The following is a 15658-nucleotide window of genomic DNA, read 5'->3' as shown; positions in this document are numbered from 1 at the left end:
TTCCTACACGAGAAGTGATTTGACTTTTACACCTTGAAGCATGCCCAGTTGCCCGGTTAATGCCCCGACCTCGTCCGTGGTTGCCTCGATAATTATACCGATGACATTCACGCCCTTTTCGCGGAAAGGAAGTCCCATGCGCCCTACAATAATTTCTCCATGTTCACTCAAGGTCCGGTTGACCTTCGGTGCTGATTTATATCTGTCTTTGATGGTTATTCCTATAATTCCCAAACGCTTATCCATTTAAAAAGGCTCCGCAATGGTCGAAGTAAAGAAGCAGCTGACAGCTTCCGGAGCTTGCCGGGGAAACCCCTGCAGGAAGTCAGGACGGACCCTTTTCCTCGGTAATTTGCCGGTAAGAAAGACACTGGCTGTTTCACAACAGCCTCCGAAACCTGCGCCTACCCTTGGGCCAGATGAATCCTCACCTCAGGCTGACGCATGCATATTTTTCTTAGAGATTCAGCTCGATGCCTTTTTCTTTCAAAGCATTAAGCTTTTTGCTGCGATCATAATAATGCGTATGCAGCAGATGGTGGGATTCATGTCCGCAAGGACCGTCATGCAGGAAACCGGTTTTAGGATCGTAGATTTTTACGATCATGGGGTTATCCTGTGATTTTCTGTACTTGTAGATCTTTTTATTCGCATCAGCCGCATAAACGGAGTTCTGGCGGCGGGCAACAAAGTCCATGACTTCTGCTGCTGCCTCTTTAGCGATATTCACACCCAGAACCGCATAACCGGCCACAGCACCTGCGGCCTTGATGAAACTGCGTCTGCTTAATTTCATATCAGTTTCTCCTTATGCCTTGATTTTGCGGGCTCTGAACCGCTTGTTGATCTGAGCCACAGTAGACCTGAACAGGGATGCCCGGATTTCAGGATCAAGGGGCTGTCCGCCACCGTTAACGCAACCGCCGGGACAGGTCATAATCTCAATAAAATGATAAGGAGATTTACCTGCGCGCACTTCTTCGCAAAGCTTGGCTGCATTATCCAGACCGCTGGCAACGGCTACTTTCACGGTTCCAAAGTTGGGAACCTCAACATCAGCAGTGTTTATACCCTCGTGGGTACGAACAACCTTGATATCAGGGTTGGCAAGCTTGGTACCGGAAAGAACTTCGTAAGCAAGCCTGAGGGCCGCTTCCATTACCCCGCCGCTGTTACCGAAGATGGTAGCCGCACCGGTGGATTCACCAAGGACCGGATCAGGATCTTCGTCAGGCAGGCTGTTGAAATCAATACCGGCAGCCTTGATCATGTAAGCAAGCTCACGGGTGTTGATAGTGGCGTCAATGTCACGGTCAAATCCGCCGTCATCAAGCTCACCGCGCACACCTTCGTACTTCTTGGCGATACAGGGCATAATGGAAACAGTGTAAATCTTTTTACCGTCTGTCTTTGTTTCCTTTGCACCGTATGTTTTAGCCAAGGGACCAAGCATACCGATAGGTGATTTACAGGTGGACAGGTTAGGAATCAGGTCGGGATAAAAGGTTTCCGCAAACTTTACCCAGCCCGGACAACAGGAAGTAAACTGCGGCAAAGGCATGGCGTCTTTGGAACCCTGACTCTTCACCCTGTTGAGAAGCTCGGTGCCTTCTTCCATGATGGTTACGTCAGCAGTGAACTCGTTATCCCAGATGTAGTCGAATCCAAGTTTACGCAGGGCCGCATGCATCTTGCCGCCGACATAGGTCCCGGTGGCAGCACCGAAACATTCACCCAGACCGTAACGAACAGCCGGAGCAGGCATGGATACAACAACGGTATCCGGGTCCTTAAGCTTGGCCGCAAGCTCATCCACGAAAGAAACACCCTCGTAAATGGCACCGTACGGACAGTTGGTAAGACACTGACCGCAGTTCATACAGGCGACAGGATCAACAATGCGGTGGATGCCGTCATCATTGATGGACTGAATAGCACCGCTGGCGCAGTACTCCTCGCACGCACCGCAGCCCTCACATTTAGCTTCATCCACCCGCACAAACTGGACAGTATCTGAATCCACTCCAACAGGAGGAGCGTAAAGACTGTACTCAACACCCTCCATTCGTTTGGCATTTTCATTCACAGCAGGCTGAACCGCAGCCGCCCCGGCAGGCGGGGACTTAGGCGCACATCCTGACATGCATGGCCTCCTTTGTTAAAATTAGTTAACAAAACATCAAACACACCAAATACAAATATTAAAAACGTAACACTAGAAATGCACTATTACACTTTCAATATGCATGTCAATGAATCATCCAAAAGCAGACTGCTCCTGACAAAATAAATCCAAAAACATGCAATAATATTTGGGTAGACCTACATAGCCCACTAATTACTTTATGAAAAATTTAAAATCGTGATGGAAAAGAGAAGGATTTATCAGCAAATGAATGAGCAGCACAATAGCAAGCAAACTGATTAAACAACCGCAAACCTTCATGAGCAACCCAGAGTAATATGCATCACAATAAATTGAGAAAATACAAAAAAAACGTCCCGAACATGATGTTCAGGACGGTTATCTTTCACATAAAGTAAAAGGGTGCTAGACTAAACGTCTAACACCCTGTATTTACTGTGGTAGGCCACCAAGGACTTGAACCTTGAACCAACGGATTAAGAGTACCGGTCTGCCGAATTTATCCCGCCTTAACGAAGCCATAAGTTGTTTAATTCAAAGAACAACACTCTTTAACCTACCTTATATGATTTAAGCAAAAATTACCTTATTTAGGGATTTTTATGGGGAATAGCATGGGGAATACACGCCCCACCCCTGCGGAATCCCACGGATGAATTATGGGAAATTCGAGCAAAAATTGCTCTTCCCCACAAACAGGTAAAAAAGGTAAGGTCATGGCTGCCAAAAAAAGAAATAAAACCGCATACAAAGGCGTGTTTTACATCACCAGCACCAACCCCACAACCGGGGCAAATGAGAGAATCTACTACATCCGTTATTATAAGAACGGAAAATCCATCGAAGAGAAAGCCGGTCGCCAGCATCAGGACCGCATGACACCAGCCAAAGCCAATCGACTACGAGTGCTGCGCATTGAAGGCAGAGTCGACTCCAATGAAGAACGTAGAGAGAAAGTCCGCACCAAACGCGCCCAGAAGAACGTCAGCAGACTCTGGGAAGCCTTTTATGACGCCAAGCAGGAAAACAAGAGTATAAAAGACGACCGCAACCGCTGGCGCAGTTACCTGCTCAAGGATTTTGGCAACAAGCTGCCCGAAGAAATCACCACGCTGGATGTGGACAACCTCCGCCGCAAACTTCAGGATCGCGGCCTTGCTCCCGGCACAGTCAAACAGGGCTTGGTCCTGCTGAAACGTATCCTGAATTTCGCAGCCAAGCGTGGACTCTGCGAACCTATCAATTCCGGTCGGCTTCATTTTGAAATGCCAAAGCTCAACAACACTAAAACCGAAGACCTGACCGGCAAACAACTGGCAAGACTTCTAGAAGCGATTGAGAACGAACCGAATAAGTCAGCAGGCAGCCTCATGCTCATGGCCCTGTACACAGGCATGCGCAAAGGCGAAATTTACAGGCTGCAATGGCAGGATATTGATTTCGAGCGCGGTTTCATTTTGATCCGTGATCCAAAGGGCGGAATTGATCAGCGTATCCCCATAAACACCCCGGCCAGAAATGTTCTGGAAGATCAGCAGACCAGAACCGGCAACTCCGAATGGATATTCCCCGGTAGATTTGAAGGACACGTTAAAGACATGCGCGAACCTCTTGAGCGTATCCGCACCAATGCGGGGCTGCCCAAAGACTTCCGCCCCATGCACGGCTTACGGCATGTCTTCGCCTCTACCCTCGCCAGCTCCGGGCAGGTGGATATGTACACCCTGCAAAAGCTGCTCACCCACAAAAGCCCCGCCATGGTTCAAAGATATGCCCATCTGCGTGATGACGCCATGCAGCGGGCCAGCGAGGTTGCCGGGGATATGTATAAGGCTATGCAGAAGAAGAAAACTACGGCTTGAGCGGGTCTTCCACTCAAGCTGCCAAAAATTAAAATCCCCCACGTTGACCTGCCCTGCAATCGTGGTTAAAGTTCATATATAAGGAGACTGAAATGGTTTTACTTTTTGATGATGCCAAAAAGCTTGAAAAAGCTGTGGGAGAAGAAGCCGCAGAGGTTATTGCCCACGTTCTTGAAAAGCACGAAGAAAAATCCAAGCAAGAACTTGAAGAAGCTAAAAAGGAACTTGTCACCAGAGCTGACCTTTATAAAGTAGAGGGCAACTTGAAGGCTGATATGACCCGGCTTGAAACCAAAGTGGAAAACATTGAATCCAATTTGGAAAACAAGATCAGGGCTGAAGTTCAAGCCGCCAAATCTGAAACCATCAAATGGATGGCTGGAATGCTCATGGTTCAGGCGGCCACGGTTGCTGCTTTGGTCAAGTTGCTGGGTTAAAATCCGATTCAGCTTCATGCTTTGGAATAATTGATAAAATGCACGTAAATCCCCCGCAAGGCTCATGCTCTGCGGGGGATTTTTTTGGGACTTCATCCAATCGAACAAAAAAACACCCACAAAGTATAAGACTCTAAATTAGACTTCGACAATCATATTTGATATACATCATATGTTTAATATTAATTGTATCTCCATAATTAGAGGAGCAAATATGAAAGTCTTCAAAGAGCTTTATATACATATCACTGAAAACTCCACAGATGACTTTTTCCATGAAGTGGAAATCAATCTACAAAACGGTTGGGTACGAGAAAAAGAGAAAGAAAAAGAATTCAAAAAAGACTTAAACGAACATGCATATTTTTTCTCAAACGACAATGAACTTCCAAACAAAGCTGCTGTAATTGTTTTCGCAAGAAAAGATGAAAATATTATTTACGCAAGCAACGTTGTGCCAAAGAAAATTGGCAAGCTATCGACCAATGAATACAATAATATTTTGTCAGATTTTTATAAAGAAAACATACAAGGTCTATGTGAACAAAAAGCTATCAAAACTAAACTAACATCTGACACCCAAAGCATGGACAATTGGATTTCCCCAGCCAGCTACGATAAAATATTAAAGTTCTCTCGTGCCGCTAATAAATCAACAGGATCGTCACATCCTCTAGACCAGAAAAGATGGTTTGCATTTATTATTTCTATTGTCCGAAATAATGAAAATCTTAGCACAGATCGCCTTGAACGCTGGCTGATTGAGGAAGAGGATTGGCCAAACGACATAGCTTCAAACCTAGCAATTGAATACGAAACAGGAATAGATCTTCTAAAATATTATGTAGAACATAGCCATGACGTATAATCTGCTCAGCATTGATGAAACAGTATCCTTATTGCTTAGCACTCCTGTTCCTGTGCTATTCTTAGATACCTGCGCAATCTTAGACATTATTAGGCTTCCTTTTCGTATCGATGAACCAACAAGAGCAAGTTCGTATTTAACATCTGCGCAAAAGACTATAGATTTAGCATTAAACAATAATATTCAAATAATATTACTTCCTAATGTTCCGTTAGAGTACCAAGACAATGTAGCTAAAACAAAAGATGAACTTTCAAAACATATAAAAACTTTAGGTCAAAACATACATGTTTTAAATGCCTTGCTTTCTCCAGGATCTCCCTCGGTTCCATTGGACACGATAGATATATTGAATAATATTGAAAATATTCTAAAGCCTACTTGTGATAAAATTTTAAGTAATAGTATTCATATTTATCAAGTTGATAGCCTTATTGTAAAGGCAAGCTTTAGAGTTGCGCAAAATTTGCCACCATCTCGAAAAGGTAGCATTAAAGACTGCATTATTTACGAGCATTGCCTCGAATTATCACGCCAATTAAGAAAAAATGGATTCAACAAAAATTTGATTTTTCATACATCAAATACAAAAGATTTTTGCGATAGCAATCAACCAAAACAAAAAATTAAAGAAGAAATTGACGTGTTAGATATAAAATTGTGTACAGATTGGTCGTGGGCGCACCATTCTATCTGAGGGATATTGCTCCACGAAATATGACAAAATCTCTGGTTAATTGGCAAAATTGGAGAATTTAAAAATGAATTTATCTCAAAAACATTACCATAAGACATCGTTAATCACATTAATCAAACAAAAATTTCCTTCACTAGACCTCAAAAAAAACAAGAATCCATTTTGCCCGCTCTGACAAAGACGAAAAAACAGGTGAACAAAATCCATTAGATGTGTTCAACCCCGAAAATCCAAGAAAATTTGGAGACTGGCAAGCGCGCCAAACAAACACAAGAAATATAACACAAGATGTTAAATTTATTATTTCCTTGATTAGGCTTGCCCAAAAAAACAATTGGCTATTTGCTGGAGTCTTTGAGATGCAGTGGCCCCCTGTTGAAGAACGAAAGGAAACAGGAAGGACTATATACAAATATTCCTACCAAGAGATCGAGGCATTAAATAACTATTCAGGAAGACTAATAGTTTCATGCAATTTGGGGGAACATCCAAAAGACAGAAGAGCCTTCCGTATTTATGAAAACTTACAAGAAAAACCTACTATTATCGAGATTACCCATGAAGAACCAGATGGAAGCGTCGGCAGACGAATCTCGCAAGTGAATGCCCAAGCCAGAAATCAACAGATAGTTAGTGCCCTAAAACACCAATACCACGACAAATGTATGTTCTGCGGTATTCAACTAAAAGTATCTGAGGGCACATACTATTCGGAGGCTGCACACATAAAACCTCTTGGAGAACATGCTAATGGACCTGACAACAATTCGAATATGATAATTCTTTGTCCTAACCACCACAAACAATTTGATCATGGTGTATTATGGCTAGAAGGCAGCAAAAACAACTACAGAATTAAATCAGCGATCAAAAACGACCCTCTTGATGGAAAAACGCTAAAATTATTGCATACCATATGCAATAACCACGTTAAATATCACAGGGAAGAGATTTCTTTCTGTGGAAAAAATAAAATTTAACTCTGCTCATAGTTCACATAGCTTATATAGCTCAACAAAAGCATAAGGTTAGCTGTTAGCCCATAATTGAGCTAACCTTATTAAACATTTTAAAATCACCTAGCAATTCCAGTACGAGATAACGTTATTCGCTTCCCCCTCACTCGCGCAACCTCGTAAGCTTCCGCAAAACATCTTCCAATTCGCTCTGTAAGTCCCGGCAGCCTTGGACTTCCTTTTCCAGCTCCGCGATGCGGCTGCTTTGCCGGGCGATTTTCAGGTCCTGCCCTTTCAGGCGACGGGACTGCTCCTGTTCCATTCGGGCTAGGGCCTCCGATAAGCTCTTCAATAATTCGTTCATGATCTATCTCCGCAATAAAACGGCTGGCTGGCCGCCCTTGGTCTCTCTTATTTCCAGCTGGGTTCCTGTGGGAAAGGCCAGATACCGCTGGGTTTTGCTCTGGTGCGCTTCGATTCCCCATTTGGTGAACACGCTTATTTTCTTCTTCTGGCTCTCTATCTGTGCGCTGATCCTTGCCAGCTCCGCGTGGCTTTCTTTGATTCTCCAGCCGTAAAATCCGGTTATGCAGACCGCGACTATGAGCAGCAGCAATGCGGAGATGAGATTCGCCAAGATGTTTTGTTTCCAGTAGCTGGCCGAAATCGCGGACTGCTTTTTGCGTAGCTTCTGGATGTGGTCGTCCATATCGGCTGTGATGGAATTCAGCTCGCTTTCGGCGAATTTCAGCAAGTTCCCGCTCAAGTCCTGCAATGCGCTGCTGGCGATCTGCTCCACTTCCTGAGACTGCGAGCTCATCCGCTTTTGCAATTTCTCGCTCAACTCTCCAAGATAATTCATATATTCCTCCTTTCAATCGGACTCGTTTTTTGTCTTCGGGCAACTCCAAAGTGATGTATTTCTTGCCCTGCCGGACCACGGAAAGCCCGACCTCCTCCAAAGCCTTGATGAGGTCTGCACGGTCCTTGTGCAGACCGTCAGCTATGCCTTGAGCGAGGAAGTCAGTTACGGTTTTCCTGAAATCGTGCAGTTGTTTGCCCTTGGGTGAATGAATGTCCTTGCCCAGTTGCAGCAGCCGGGACCGCTTCAGCTCGTCCGGCCTTGCCCACTGCTTCCGTTCATTCCAAAGGTCACGCCAGACGTCATATTGCTTATGCCAATTAGGCGGGCAGGGATTCATGGCCTTGTCACTGCGCAGCTCCGTGCGCGGGATGATGAAATGCATCTCATGATGTCCGGCATGACTATGCCGCACCCAAAGGATCGAATATTGATCCGGCTCAAGGCCAGCAAAAGCAACTCGCTCAAAGTCATCCATGACTTCCTTTTCAAGCTGCGGGGAAACCTTGTCCTGCGGAGCCCATGAAAGCACCCCGGAAGTGTATTTCCAGACCCGGTCAGTTGAACCGATCACCCGCTGCACGGCTTCAGGGTCACCGCGCAAAACCTGCGGCGGTGATTTTTCACGGCCCTTACGAAGGGGATCAATTACATAGTTGATAGCCTTGGCACCGTTGCCCCGGCCATGAGCGAAAACCTTCATATACATTTCAGTTCCCTCTCAATGGCGGCCAGTTCGGCCAGAATAAGCACGGAATCGGCACCGCTTTTATATGTATTTGCCCAGCGGGCGAGCTGATTCAGATTATTCCCGATGCGGGCAAGCTGGAGCAACTTTTCGCGCTCGCGTCTGGTTTTGCGGACCCGTCTTTTGCCCAGAAGCTGACGCATGAAATCGCCCATGGTCATGCCCCGATTTGCGGCTTCTTCCACAACACTATTTTTCTCATCAACCGTGACCCGGACGTTCAACCAAGCTGTGCGGGATGCGCTCATACGCCCACCTCTTCCCTGCCGTTAAAGGAGGGATCGAAGGGAGGCCGGCCTCCCTCGCCAGCCCCCACGGGGACATCTGTAGCGCAGCGCACAGTGTCACAGTGGGTAGGCTGGCTAAGATTCGATGACGGGACTGATTCCGAACCATGTACAGCCGGATGCACCCGATAATTCGGACTCGGAGGCCGCCCCGGACCGGACGATTGAACCGGGACCGCAACGATATATCCGTACTCCAAAAGCATGTTCAGCCCCTGCTCGACCTGACTCTTTTTCGGGAAGCGTCCCCTGATCGCACGCTGACATTCCCGGCCTGTGAACAGCTCAATTTTCCGGTCAGTGATCCATTTCAAAATTGCTTGCGCGCAGGAAGTCAGCTCATCACAACCCATGTCGTGAAATGCGTAGCGGGCATGGTGAACGAGCTTCTTACCCAGTTCAGTTGCGGAGACCATGATCGACTGCTCAATCTTCGATTCAACCTGTTGCGCCGAAACCAGATGCAGCAACCCGGCCAGACGGGCAACCTGTCCCGGAACCTTGCCCGCCCAATCGGTCATATTTTCCAGACTGCTCCCCGGTCGCAATTCTCCTTCAATGAGCAGGAAGAAATTCTTCCACGATTCATAAGCCCCGGCACTGAGCAATAAGGCTTGGCCGCTCTCATTCATTTCAGGATTGCTTCTCAGGGAAAGCAGAAGTTCGATTCGCCCAAGGAAAGCGCGTTCCGCCTGTGACGAAATCTGAGGAGGCTCGGCCACTCGAAACCCCAGCCTGCTTTGCCCGAAGAAAAACAGGAAGCGGGCCAAGAAACCGCGCCCCCGAAATTCAGGGTTCTCAGCCATGCCCCGCAAAACGTCCGGCTGGGGAGTCACGCAGATGGTCAGCAAGGGATGATTCAACCCGATGGACTGACCGTGTTTACGATCCACCCGGCACGGCTCACCGCTGAAGGATTTCAAGATCAGATCAAGGTTAGGCATGCGGCTGTAGCGACCTGCAAAAGTTCCGAAGATCCCGCCTTCAGGCTCAATGATGGACATGCATTCGTTCTGCTGCTCCATGAGCAGGGCCAGACATTCCGGGGTGATGTCATCGGCCAGCAGACGCGGGACGGTGACCATTTCCGGCATTTCGTCTTCCAGTTCGCGGATCTCTTGCAGGATGCTGTCCCGGCTTTCGGAATTCTTGGCCTTGGCTGCCAAGTTACGGCGGTGCTCGATGGCCCGTTCAAGGGTCAGACGTTTTGAACGCGCCTGCTGCGCCTGCGGTTCGATGATCTTCTCCTGCTCCTTTTCCCAGCCGTTGAGCGGCCTTCGCGCAGCATGAGTCACCGCGCTTTTTCGTTCTCCGGGCGGCAGCGGCGAGAGCAGGTACAGGTTCAAAGATTCCTCGTAACCTTCTTTAATCCGCACATGGAACCTTCGCTGCGCTACGGTTGATAGGACGCCAAAGAGATTGCAGAGCACAACCTCGTAGGGCACCTGTAGCGATTCGCTCAGCTCAAAGCAGTAATCAGCCAGCACCGGGGGCAGTTGAACAGAGAATAAGGACGGCGGAAACTTCGGCCCCAATGGTACAGGGGCCTTGTTTCCGAACAGAGATAGGATGTCTGTGCCGGATGCGCTCATCTGTTCCTCGGCAGGTCAGACATTTCATCAAGCGGCACGACCTTGCAGGATTCCACGTAGGCATCCAGATCTTTTAAATCGTACCCCACGCGCCTGCCGATTTTGATATAGCGCGGTCCTTTTCCCAGACAACGCCATACTTCAAGAGTTCCGGGACTGAGTCCCAATTTTTCAGCAGCTTCTTTTGTGCTTAATAGCCCTTGCATCAATTTCTCCTTGTTGGTTGGAGGTGTTTTTTCTTCGACGCAAGGCAACCACGTTTAACTGGCCCGCAAAACCATCAGGAAGGGAACAAATTGTGTGCTGGGACCACAAAGTTCTGTGAGAACACGACAGAACCTGATGGTAAAATATCAATATTATCAGCAGGTAATGAAAATTGAATTTAGAAAGGTTCAAATTCTGAAAAAAGTCTGAAATTGATAAACAGAAGTTGTTTCTAGGCAGGATTAAAACTCGAAAAGGCGGTCTGAAGGGAGGAAAAAGAGAATTGAATTAACCCGGACAATATGGACAAAATGGACAGAAATCGAATTTTGTCCATATTGTCCATTTTGTCCCGTGGTTTTTATTTTGGTTTATTGCCCTCGTGCCTGAACTCGGCAGGAAGGTTTTCCCGAAATTCTTCGATAACAGAATTGGCTGGTCTGACCATTTCCAGTTTCTGGATGTAGTCCTTGGTTATGACTTTATCAGCGATGGCTTTATATTCTTTGTGCGGGAACTGCTTTTTCGCTGTCGGGTCAGCGACCATTTCAAGGATCATATTGGCGAAGAAGAATCCTTCTTTACGTGCGCCCTCCAGCTTTTTCTCAGACTTCGTCAATCTGGCCTTCAGGGTTCGCGCATCTTCCAGTTCTTTTTCCAGCTCTTTAATCTTTAGATCAAAAGCCTCAACATTGACCTCCGGCAATTCAGCCTTCAGTCTCAACTCCATTTCCAGCTCATTTTGCAATTCATCGACTTTTGATCTGAGAGCTTCAATACTTGCATAATCAACGGGCTTCAGTCTGGGGCAGGCTTCTTCCGCTCTATGGACTTCATCCAGATCAAAAAAGCAGCCTTCATTGAAAAGTATGGCTATGCGCTCTTTGTCCGGCATGAACTGAGAATAGAAACTTCTTGCAATCAGGGCCCGTTCAGGATTCCTTTCAGAACGGAGGAAAACTTTAAGTCTGGTTTCAAAAATTACATTCAAAAAATCGTGACCAACTTCCCGATCCCACCGTTTGCGCAGATCAGCGGCAGATATTCTATTCTCAACCCCGGCCTTAAAAAGCGACGTCCCATCTTTGACCCAAAAGACAACCAAACGCTTCATCAGCCATAGAAACAGCCCAACAAAAAGGGTCATGCCAAAAGTTCTGAGCAGAATCCCTATTTCCGGCTTTGTCGGCAGGACGATGAAAATCAGGCATCCCAAATAAATCCCGATCAGTAAAAGGAAGATACTGACAGCTTTATCCAGCAGCCCACGTTTCAGTTTCAGGCAGGAAGTAACGAAAGGAGGTATGGGCTTTTCCTCCTTCTTTTCATCCGGTTCCTTGCCTCCAGCCTGATCTTGAACAGAGCTTTCAATTTCCGATTTTATATTTTTCTCATTTTGGATATCACTCATGCTTGGCTCCATATTTTTATCTAGACTAGTCCATTTTAACCGAGCTATATTTTATTTACAAATCACGAGGCAAATAAGGGAAATATTCGAGAATCAACATGGGGAACGAAAAGTGGGAAAATTTGAGCTTAATCAGACTCTTTTCACTTTTTTCGATTTTATGGGGAAGAGTATGGGGAAGGCGGATTTTGAAAAAGTAAAAGGGTGCTAGACTAAACGTCTAACACCCTGTATTTACTGTGGTAGGCCACCAAGGACTTGAACCTTGAACCAACGGATTAAGAGTCCATTTTTCAACTTTTTTTCAATGTCCCCCGACGTCCCTGAGTAAACAATTTCAACACCTTACGCAATCCCAAGTATCCCTCGGAGTCCCTTGTAAAAGGCGAAAACCGGGAGTATACCGGGAGAGATGAAAGCACGTAATACCACCGAATGGAAAAAAATTAACAGCACCAGAGGCGTCCGATATTATGAACATGCGACTCGAAAATACAAAGGGAATCCTGACAAATATTTCTCGGTTCGCTGGTACCGCCAAGGCAAGACCTTAGAAGAAGGTATCGGATGGTCCTCAGAAGGTTGGAAAGTAGCCGAAATCGCCGACCTCAGACACAAGCTTCAGCAGAATTATAAGTCAGGGGAAGATCCCAACACATTTGCCGCACTCAAAGAACATCATGCCAGAAAAAAAGCTGAGGCCGCAGCTCTCGAAGCCAAAGAGCAGATCAAAGAAATAACCTTCCAAGAATTCTTCGAGCAATACTATATTCCGTGGAAACGTGACCGCAAAAAAAGAAAGACATGGACGGATGATGTAAAAAGAGCCGACAAGCGCATTCATCCATTTCTTGGCGGATTTCCCCTGTCTGCGATTACTCCAGACCTCCTTCAGGAATTCATGGATTCGCTCTACGACGCTAAGCTGGCTGAGGCGACCGTGCTTCACCACATGGCGATTATACGATCTGTATTTAATCGTGCAGCATCAACGATTGTTAAAGACGTCGTGATTTTTTCAGGGCAATCCCCCATCGACCACATAGAACTGCCCCAGATCGGCAACAAGAACCAAAGAGAACGTTTCCTCACCAAAGAAGAAGCCAAACTCTTAATGTCTGCGACACTGAAGAAAGCTGAAAAATCTGAAAGGGATCTCTGGCGTCAAAGCTGGCAGGATCTGCATGATGCAATGCTGCTATCCCTGCACACAGGACTGAGGCTTGGCGAAATTCAACGTGCTGAATGGCATGATGTCAACTTCTATGGAAAATCACTGACAGTGAGACTCATCAGTAACAACCAAAAGCCGGGCGGGACTATTCCTCTCAACTCAGTGGCCCTTGATGTACTCATGCGCCGCAGGGAAGCATCCGACGATGCGCTGATCTTCCCTCCCCTCTCCGGGGGCAAAAAGAAAGAGAACCTTTCAAAGCAATTCAAGATCATTGCCGACGAATTGAAACTGAATAAATTCGCTACCGCCAAGAGCCAGCGAATCGTATTCCATTCCCTGCGCCATACTTTCGCCTCTTGGCTGGCTATTGCCGGAGTGGACATTTACAGAATCAAGACTTTGATGCGCCATAAGACCATCAACATGACCATGCGCTACGCCCACCTCAGCCCTGATTATTCGCAGGGGGCTGTGGACCTGCTGACTATGGATTAATCACCATTTAAACTACGAGGATTATCATTAATGCCTATGAACAATCCCCCGCATCCCGGTGAGCTTATCAGCTCTGTGTATATGGAAGAATATAATTTAAGCTGCCGCAAGCTGGCAATTATGCTCGGCGTGGCTCCGTCCACTCTCGCCCGTGTCCTGAACGCCAAAAGCGCGGTCTCTCCTGAGATGGCCCTACGACTTTCAAAAGTACTCGGACGCACCCCGGAAAGCTGGCTGGCTATGCAGGCCAACTATGATCTGGGGAAGATTCGCAGTCAGATTGATTTGTCTGGGGTCATTTCTGTGCGTGCTGATTCACCGATTGCATAACCTTTATTTTTCTGCTTGAAAATCGCTATGCAAACCGCTCAAAAAGATAAAGTCAGAGGCTCTAATCCATAACCAAGATATCGCTATATCAATAGGTTACACACATCAAAAGATCGCTATTTAAAACGCTCGTTTTTTCTACAAATATAGCTAAAAATAGTTCTATCGGTTGTTGATTAACACGCAGAATTTCCTTGGGCAAAATGATCGCTATTCAAACCGCTCATTTTTTGAAAAATCAGCAACATTGAAAAGACACAAAATATTGTGTAATTAAATAGTTACAAACCTTAAAAGATCGCTATCCAAACCGCTCAAAATTGGAGAAAATATGACCTTTTGGCCGATAGTAATTCCTGACCGAAAAGACATTGGGCCTTTAAAAGATATGGCTCAGGAAGTTATCGCCTCATCGGCTTCTCTTGAAGGCCGGGTGGCAGCAGACACAGCTAAAGTAATTGGAGATCATCTTCGGCTAATCAATAGTTACTACAGCAACCTCATTGAAGGTCACAAATCGACTCTCCGTGATATTGAAGATGCCATGGACAAACGTTTTGATGCTGATTCTGAAAAAAGATACGCACAAGACTTATGTGCTGCACACGTTCTGGCAGAAATGGAACTAATGAACGATATTGAAAATGGCACTGTAAAAAATATCGCCAGCCAAGACCTGCTGAGGCTGATTCATACCAGATTTTACAGCCACTTGTCGCCAGACCATCTTTATACTCATGAAAAAGATGGTTTTACAGATATTCCCGTGCTGCCGGGAGAATTTCGAGACAGACTTATTTCGGTCGGGCCAAACGTCGCAACAGGTGGCTCGATCGGACCTAATCCTGAAAATTTGAATGTAGCTCTGCAACAATTTTCAGATGACTATAACCAGCAGCAATATTTTGGTGATGAGAGGATTATAGCCATGGCCGCCTCCCATCACCGCCTGACATGGTTACATCCGTTCAGGGATGGAAATGGCCGCGTGTCACGCTTGTTTTCAACTCTTTATATGGCCCGGTGCGATATTAATAAATCAAACCTGTGGTCACTGTCGCGTGGATTGTCCAGAAACAAAGAAGAATACATGATCAATCTGTTTTCATGCGACCCTGCGCCGGAAGGGGAAAAGGCTACTCATAGCGCAAGCGAGCTTCTTGCTGATTTTGTAGAATTTATGTTTGAAGTATGTCTTGATCAGATCGGCTTTATGAGCAACCTGCTTTCGCTTGAAACGATTGAGCGGCGTATTGAGTGGTTTGTTGAAGTCAATTCTTTAAAGCGTGGCGGAAAACTGCATCCAGATTCAGCCCGCCTGCTACGTGCTGTATTTATGCAAGGAAAGGTTAAAAGGGGTGAGGCTGGCACTATCCTTAACAAAGCGACATCAACAGCTCGAAAGATTGTTAAAGAACTCATTGACGAAGGCTTACTCACATCTGCCACGCCAAAGTCACCTTTACAAGTAGCACTGCCGTCCAAAGCATTGCCGTACTACTTCCCGGACATATACAATCCAAGTGTCATCGGCAAAGACTATATTGATATGATTGCTAAAAGATAAAAATGCACCTATTTTT

General features: G+C 46.2%; 16 protein-coding genes and 1 tRNA gene. 8 read left to right on the top strand and 9 right to left on the bottom strand.

Annotation, left to right across the window (positions count from 1 at the left end; all coding sequences use genetic code 11):
- Positions 1 to 3 precede the first annotated feature (3 nt).
- The 3 genes from FMR86_RS16115 to FMR86_RS16105 all read right to left on the bottom strand — a co-directional run bounded on the left by FMR86_RS16115 (position 4) and on the right by FMR86_RS16105 (position 2065).
- The gene (locus FMR86_RS16115) at positions 4 to 246 is read right to left on the bottom strand and encodes a TM1266 family iron-only hydrogenase system putative regulator (RefSeq protein WP_163352432.1); all 243 of its coding nucleotides are present in this window, start codon (positions 244 to 246) and stop codon (positions 4 to 6) included.
- 211 nt (positions 247 to 457) lie between these two features.
- Positions 458 to 796: an iron hydrogenase small subunit gene (locus FMR86_RS16110; protein WP_163352431.1), complete on the bottom strand. Its 339-nt coding sequence runs from the start codon at positions 794 to 796 to the stop codon at positions 458 to 460.
- A gap of 12 nt (positions 797 to 808) precedes the next feature.
- Positions 809 to 2065 (bottom strand): [FeFe] hydrogenase, group A, encoded by a 1257-nt coding sequence (locus tag FMR86_RS16105; protein WP_203544953.1) that lies wholly within the window; start codon positions 2063 to 2065, stop codon positions 809 to 811.
- 797 nt (positions 2066 to 2862) lie between these two features.
- Here FMR86_RS16105 and FMR86_RS16100 point away from each other — a divergent pair.
- The 5 genes from FMR86_RS16100 to FMR86_RS20760 all read left to right on the top strand — a co-directional run bounded on the left by FMR86_RS16100 (position 2863) and on the right by FMR86_RS20760 (position 6990).
- A complete protein-coding gene (locus FMR86_RS16100) occupies positions 2863 to 4008 on the top strand; it encodes a site-specific integrase (RefSeq protein ID WP_163352429.1) in 1146 nt (381 codons plus the stop codon).
- Positions 4009 to 4100: 92 nt separating this feature from the next.
- Positions 4101 to 4445, top strand: a complete 345-nt coding sequence (locus tag FMR86_RS16095; protein ID WP_163295305.1) for a hypothetical protein — start codon at positions 4101 to 4103, stop codon at positions 4443 to 4445.
- Positions 4446 to 4659: 214 nt separating this feature from the next.
- Positions 4660 to 5313, top strand: a complete 654-nt coding sequence (locus tag FMR86_RS16090; protein ID WP_163352428.1) for a hypothetical protein — start codon at positions 4660 to 4662, stop codon at positions 5311 to 5313.
- Positions 5303 to 6010: a PIN domain-containing protein gene (locus FMR86_RS16085; RefSeq protein WP_163352427.1), complete on the top strand. Its 708-nt coding sequence runs from the start codon at positions 5303 to 5305 to the stop codon at positions 6008 to 6010. Before FMR86_RS16090 ends, FMR86_RS16085 begins: the two co-directional genes overlap by 11 nt.
- Positions 6011 to 6222: 212 nt before the next feature.
- A complete protein-coding gene (locus FMR86_RS20760) occupies positions 6223 to 6990 on the top strand; it encodes an HNH endonuclease (RefSeq protein ID WP_203544951.1) in 768 nt (255 codons plus the stop codon).
- 95 nt (positions 6991 to 7085) lie between these two features.
- Here FMR86_RS20760 and FMR86_RS16075 read toward each other — a convergent pair whose 3' ends face one another.
- From FMR86_RS16075 to FMR86_RS16050, 6 genes are all read right to left on the bottom strand, one after another.
- The gene (locus FMR86_RS16075; protein WP_163352426.1) at positions 7086 to 8537 is read right to left on the bottom strand and encodes a relaxase/mobilization nuclease domain-containing protein; all 1452 of its coding nucleotides are present in this window, start codon (positions 8535 to 8537) and stop codon (positions 7086 to 7088) included.
- The gene (mobC, locus tag FMR86_RS16070; RefSeq protein ID WP_163352425.1) at positions 8528 to 8824 is read right to left on the bottom strand and encodes a MobC family plasmid mobilization relaxosome protein; all 297 of its coding nucleotides are present in this window, start codon (positions 8822 to 8824) and stop codon (positions 8528 to 8530) included. Before mobC ends, FMR86_RS16075 begins: the two co-directional genes overlap by 10 nt.
- Positions 8821 to 10455: a YfjI family protein gene (locus tag FMR86_RS16065; RefSeq protein WP_163352424.1), complete on the bottom strand. Its 1635-nt coding sequence runs from the start codon at positions 10453 to 10455 to the stop codon at positions 8821 to 8823. Before FMR86_RS16065 ends, mobC begins: the two co-directional genes overlap by 4 nt.
- A complete protein-coding gene (locus tag FMR86_RS16060; protein WP_163352423.1) occupies positions 10452 to 10661 on the bottom strand; it encodes an AlpA family transcriptional regulator in 210 nt (69 codons plus the stop codon). Before FMR86_RS16060 ends, FMR86_RS16065 begins: the two co-directional genes overlap by 4 nt.
- A 362-nt stretch (positions 10662 to 11023) precedes the next feature.
- On the bottom strand, positions 11024 to 12073 hold the full coding sequence (locus tag FMR86_RS16055) for a hypothetical protein (protein ID WP_163352422.1): 1050 nt from the start codon (positions 12071 to 12073) through the stop codon (positions 11024 to 11026).
- Positions 12074 to 12313: 240 nt separating this feature from the next.
- A tRNA-Leu gene (locus FMR86_RS16050) sits at positions 12314 to 12387 on the bottom strand.
- A gap of 98 nt (positions 12388 to 12485) precedes the next feature.
- Here FMR86_RS16050 and FMR86_RS16045 point away from each other — a divergent pair.
- The 3 genes from FMR86_RS16045 (at position 12486) to FMR86_RS16035 (ending at position 15642) form a co-directional block, all read left to right on the top strand.
- Complete coding sequence (locus FMR86_RS16045; protein WP_163352421.1) at positions 12486 to 13745, top strand: site-specific integrase; 1260 nt, start codon at positions 12486 to 12488, stop codon at positions 13743 to 13745.
- A 30-nt stretch (positions 13746 to 13775) separates the two neighbouring features.
- A complete protein-coding gene (locus tag FMR86_RS16040; RefSeq protein WP_163352420.1) occupies positions 13776 to 14075 on the top strand; it encodes a HigA family addiction module antitoxin in 300 nt (99 codons plus the stop codon).
- Positions 14076 to 14406: 331 nt separating this feature from the next.
- Positions 14407 to 15642 carry a Fic family protein gene (locus FMR86_RS16035; RefSeq protein WP_163352419.1) on the top strand — a complete coding sequence of 412 codons (1236 nt, stop codon included), beginning with the start codon at positions 14407 to 14409 and terminating at the stop codon, positions 15640 to 15642.
- Positions 15643 to 15658: the final 16 nt, after the last annotated feature.

Source organism: Desulfovibrio sp. JC010, assembly GCF_010470675.1.
Taxonomy (GTDB): domain Bacteria; phylum Desulfobacterota; class Desulfovibrionia; order Desulfovibrionales; family Desulfovibrionaceae; genus Maridesulfovibrio.
The sequence above is the reverse complement of the archived record's forward strand: the minus strand, read 5'-3'. Positions and strand labels throughout refer to the sequence as shown.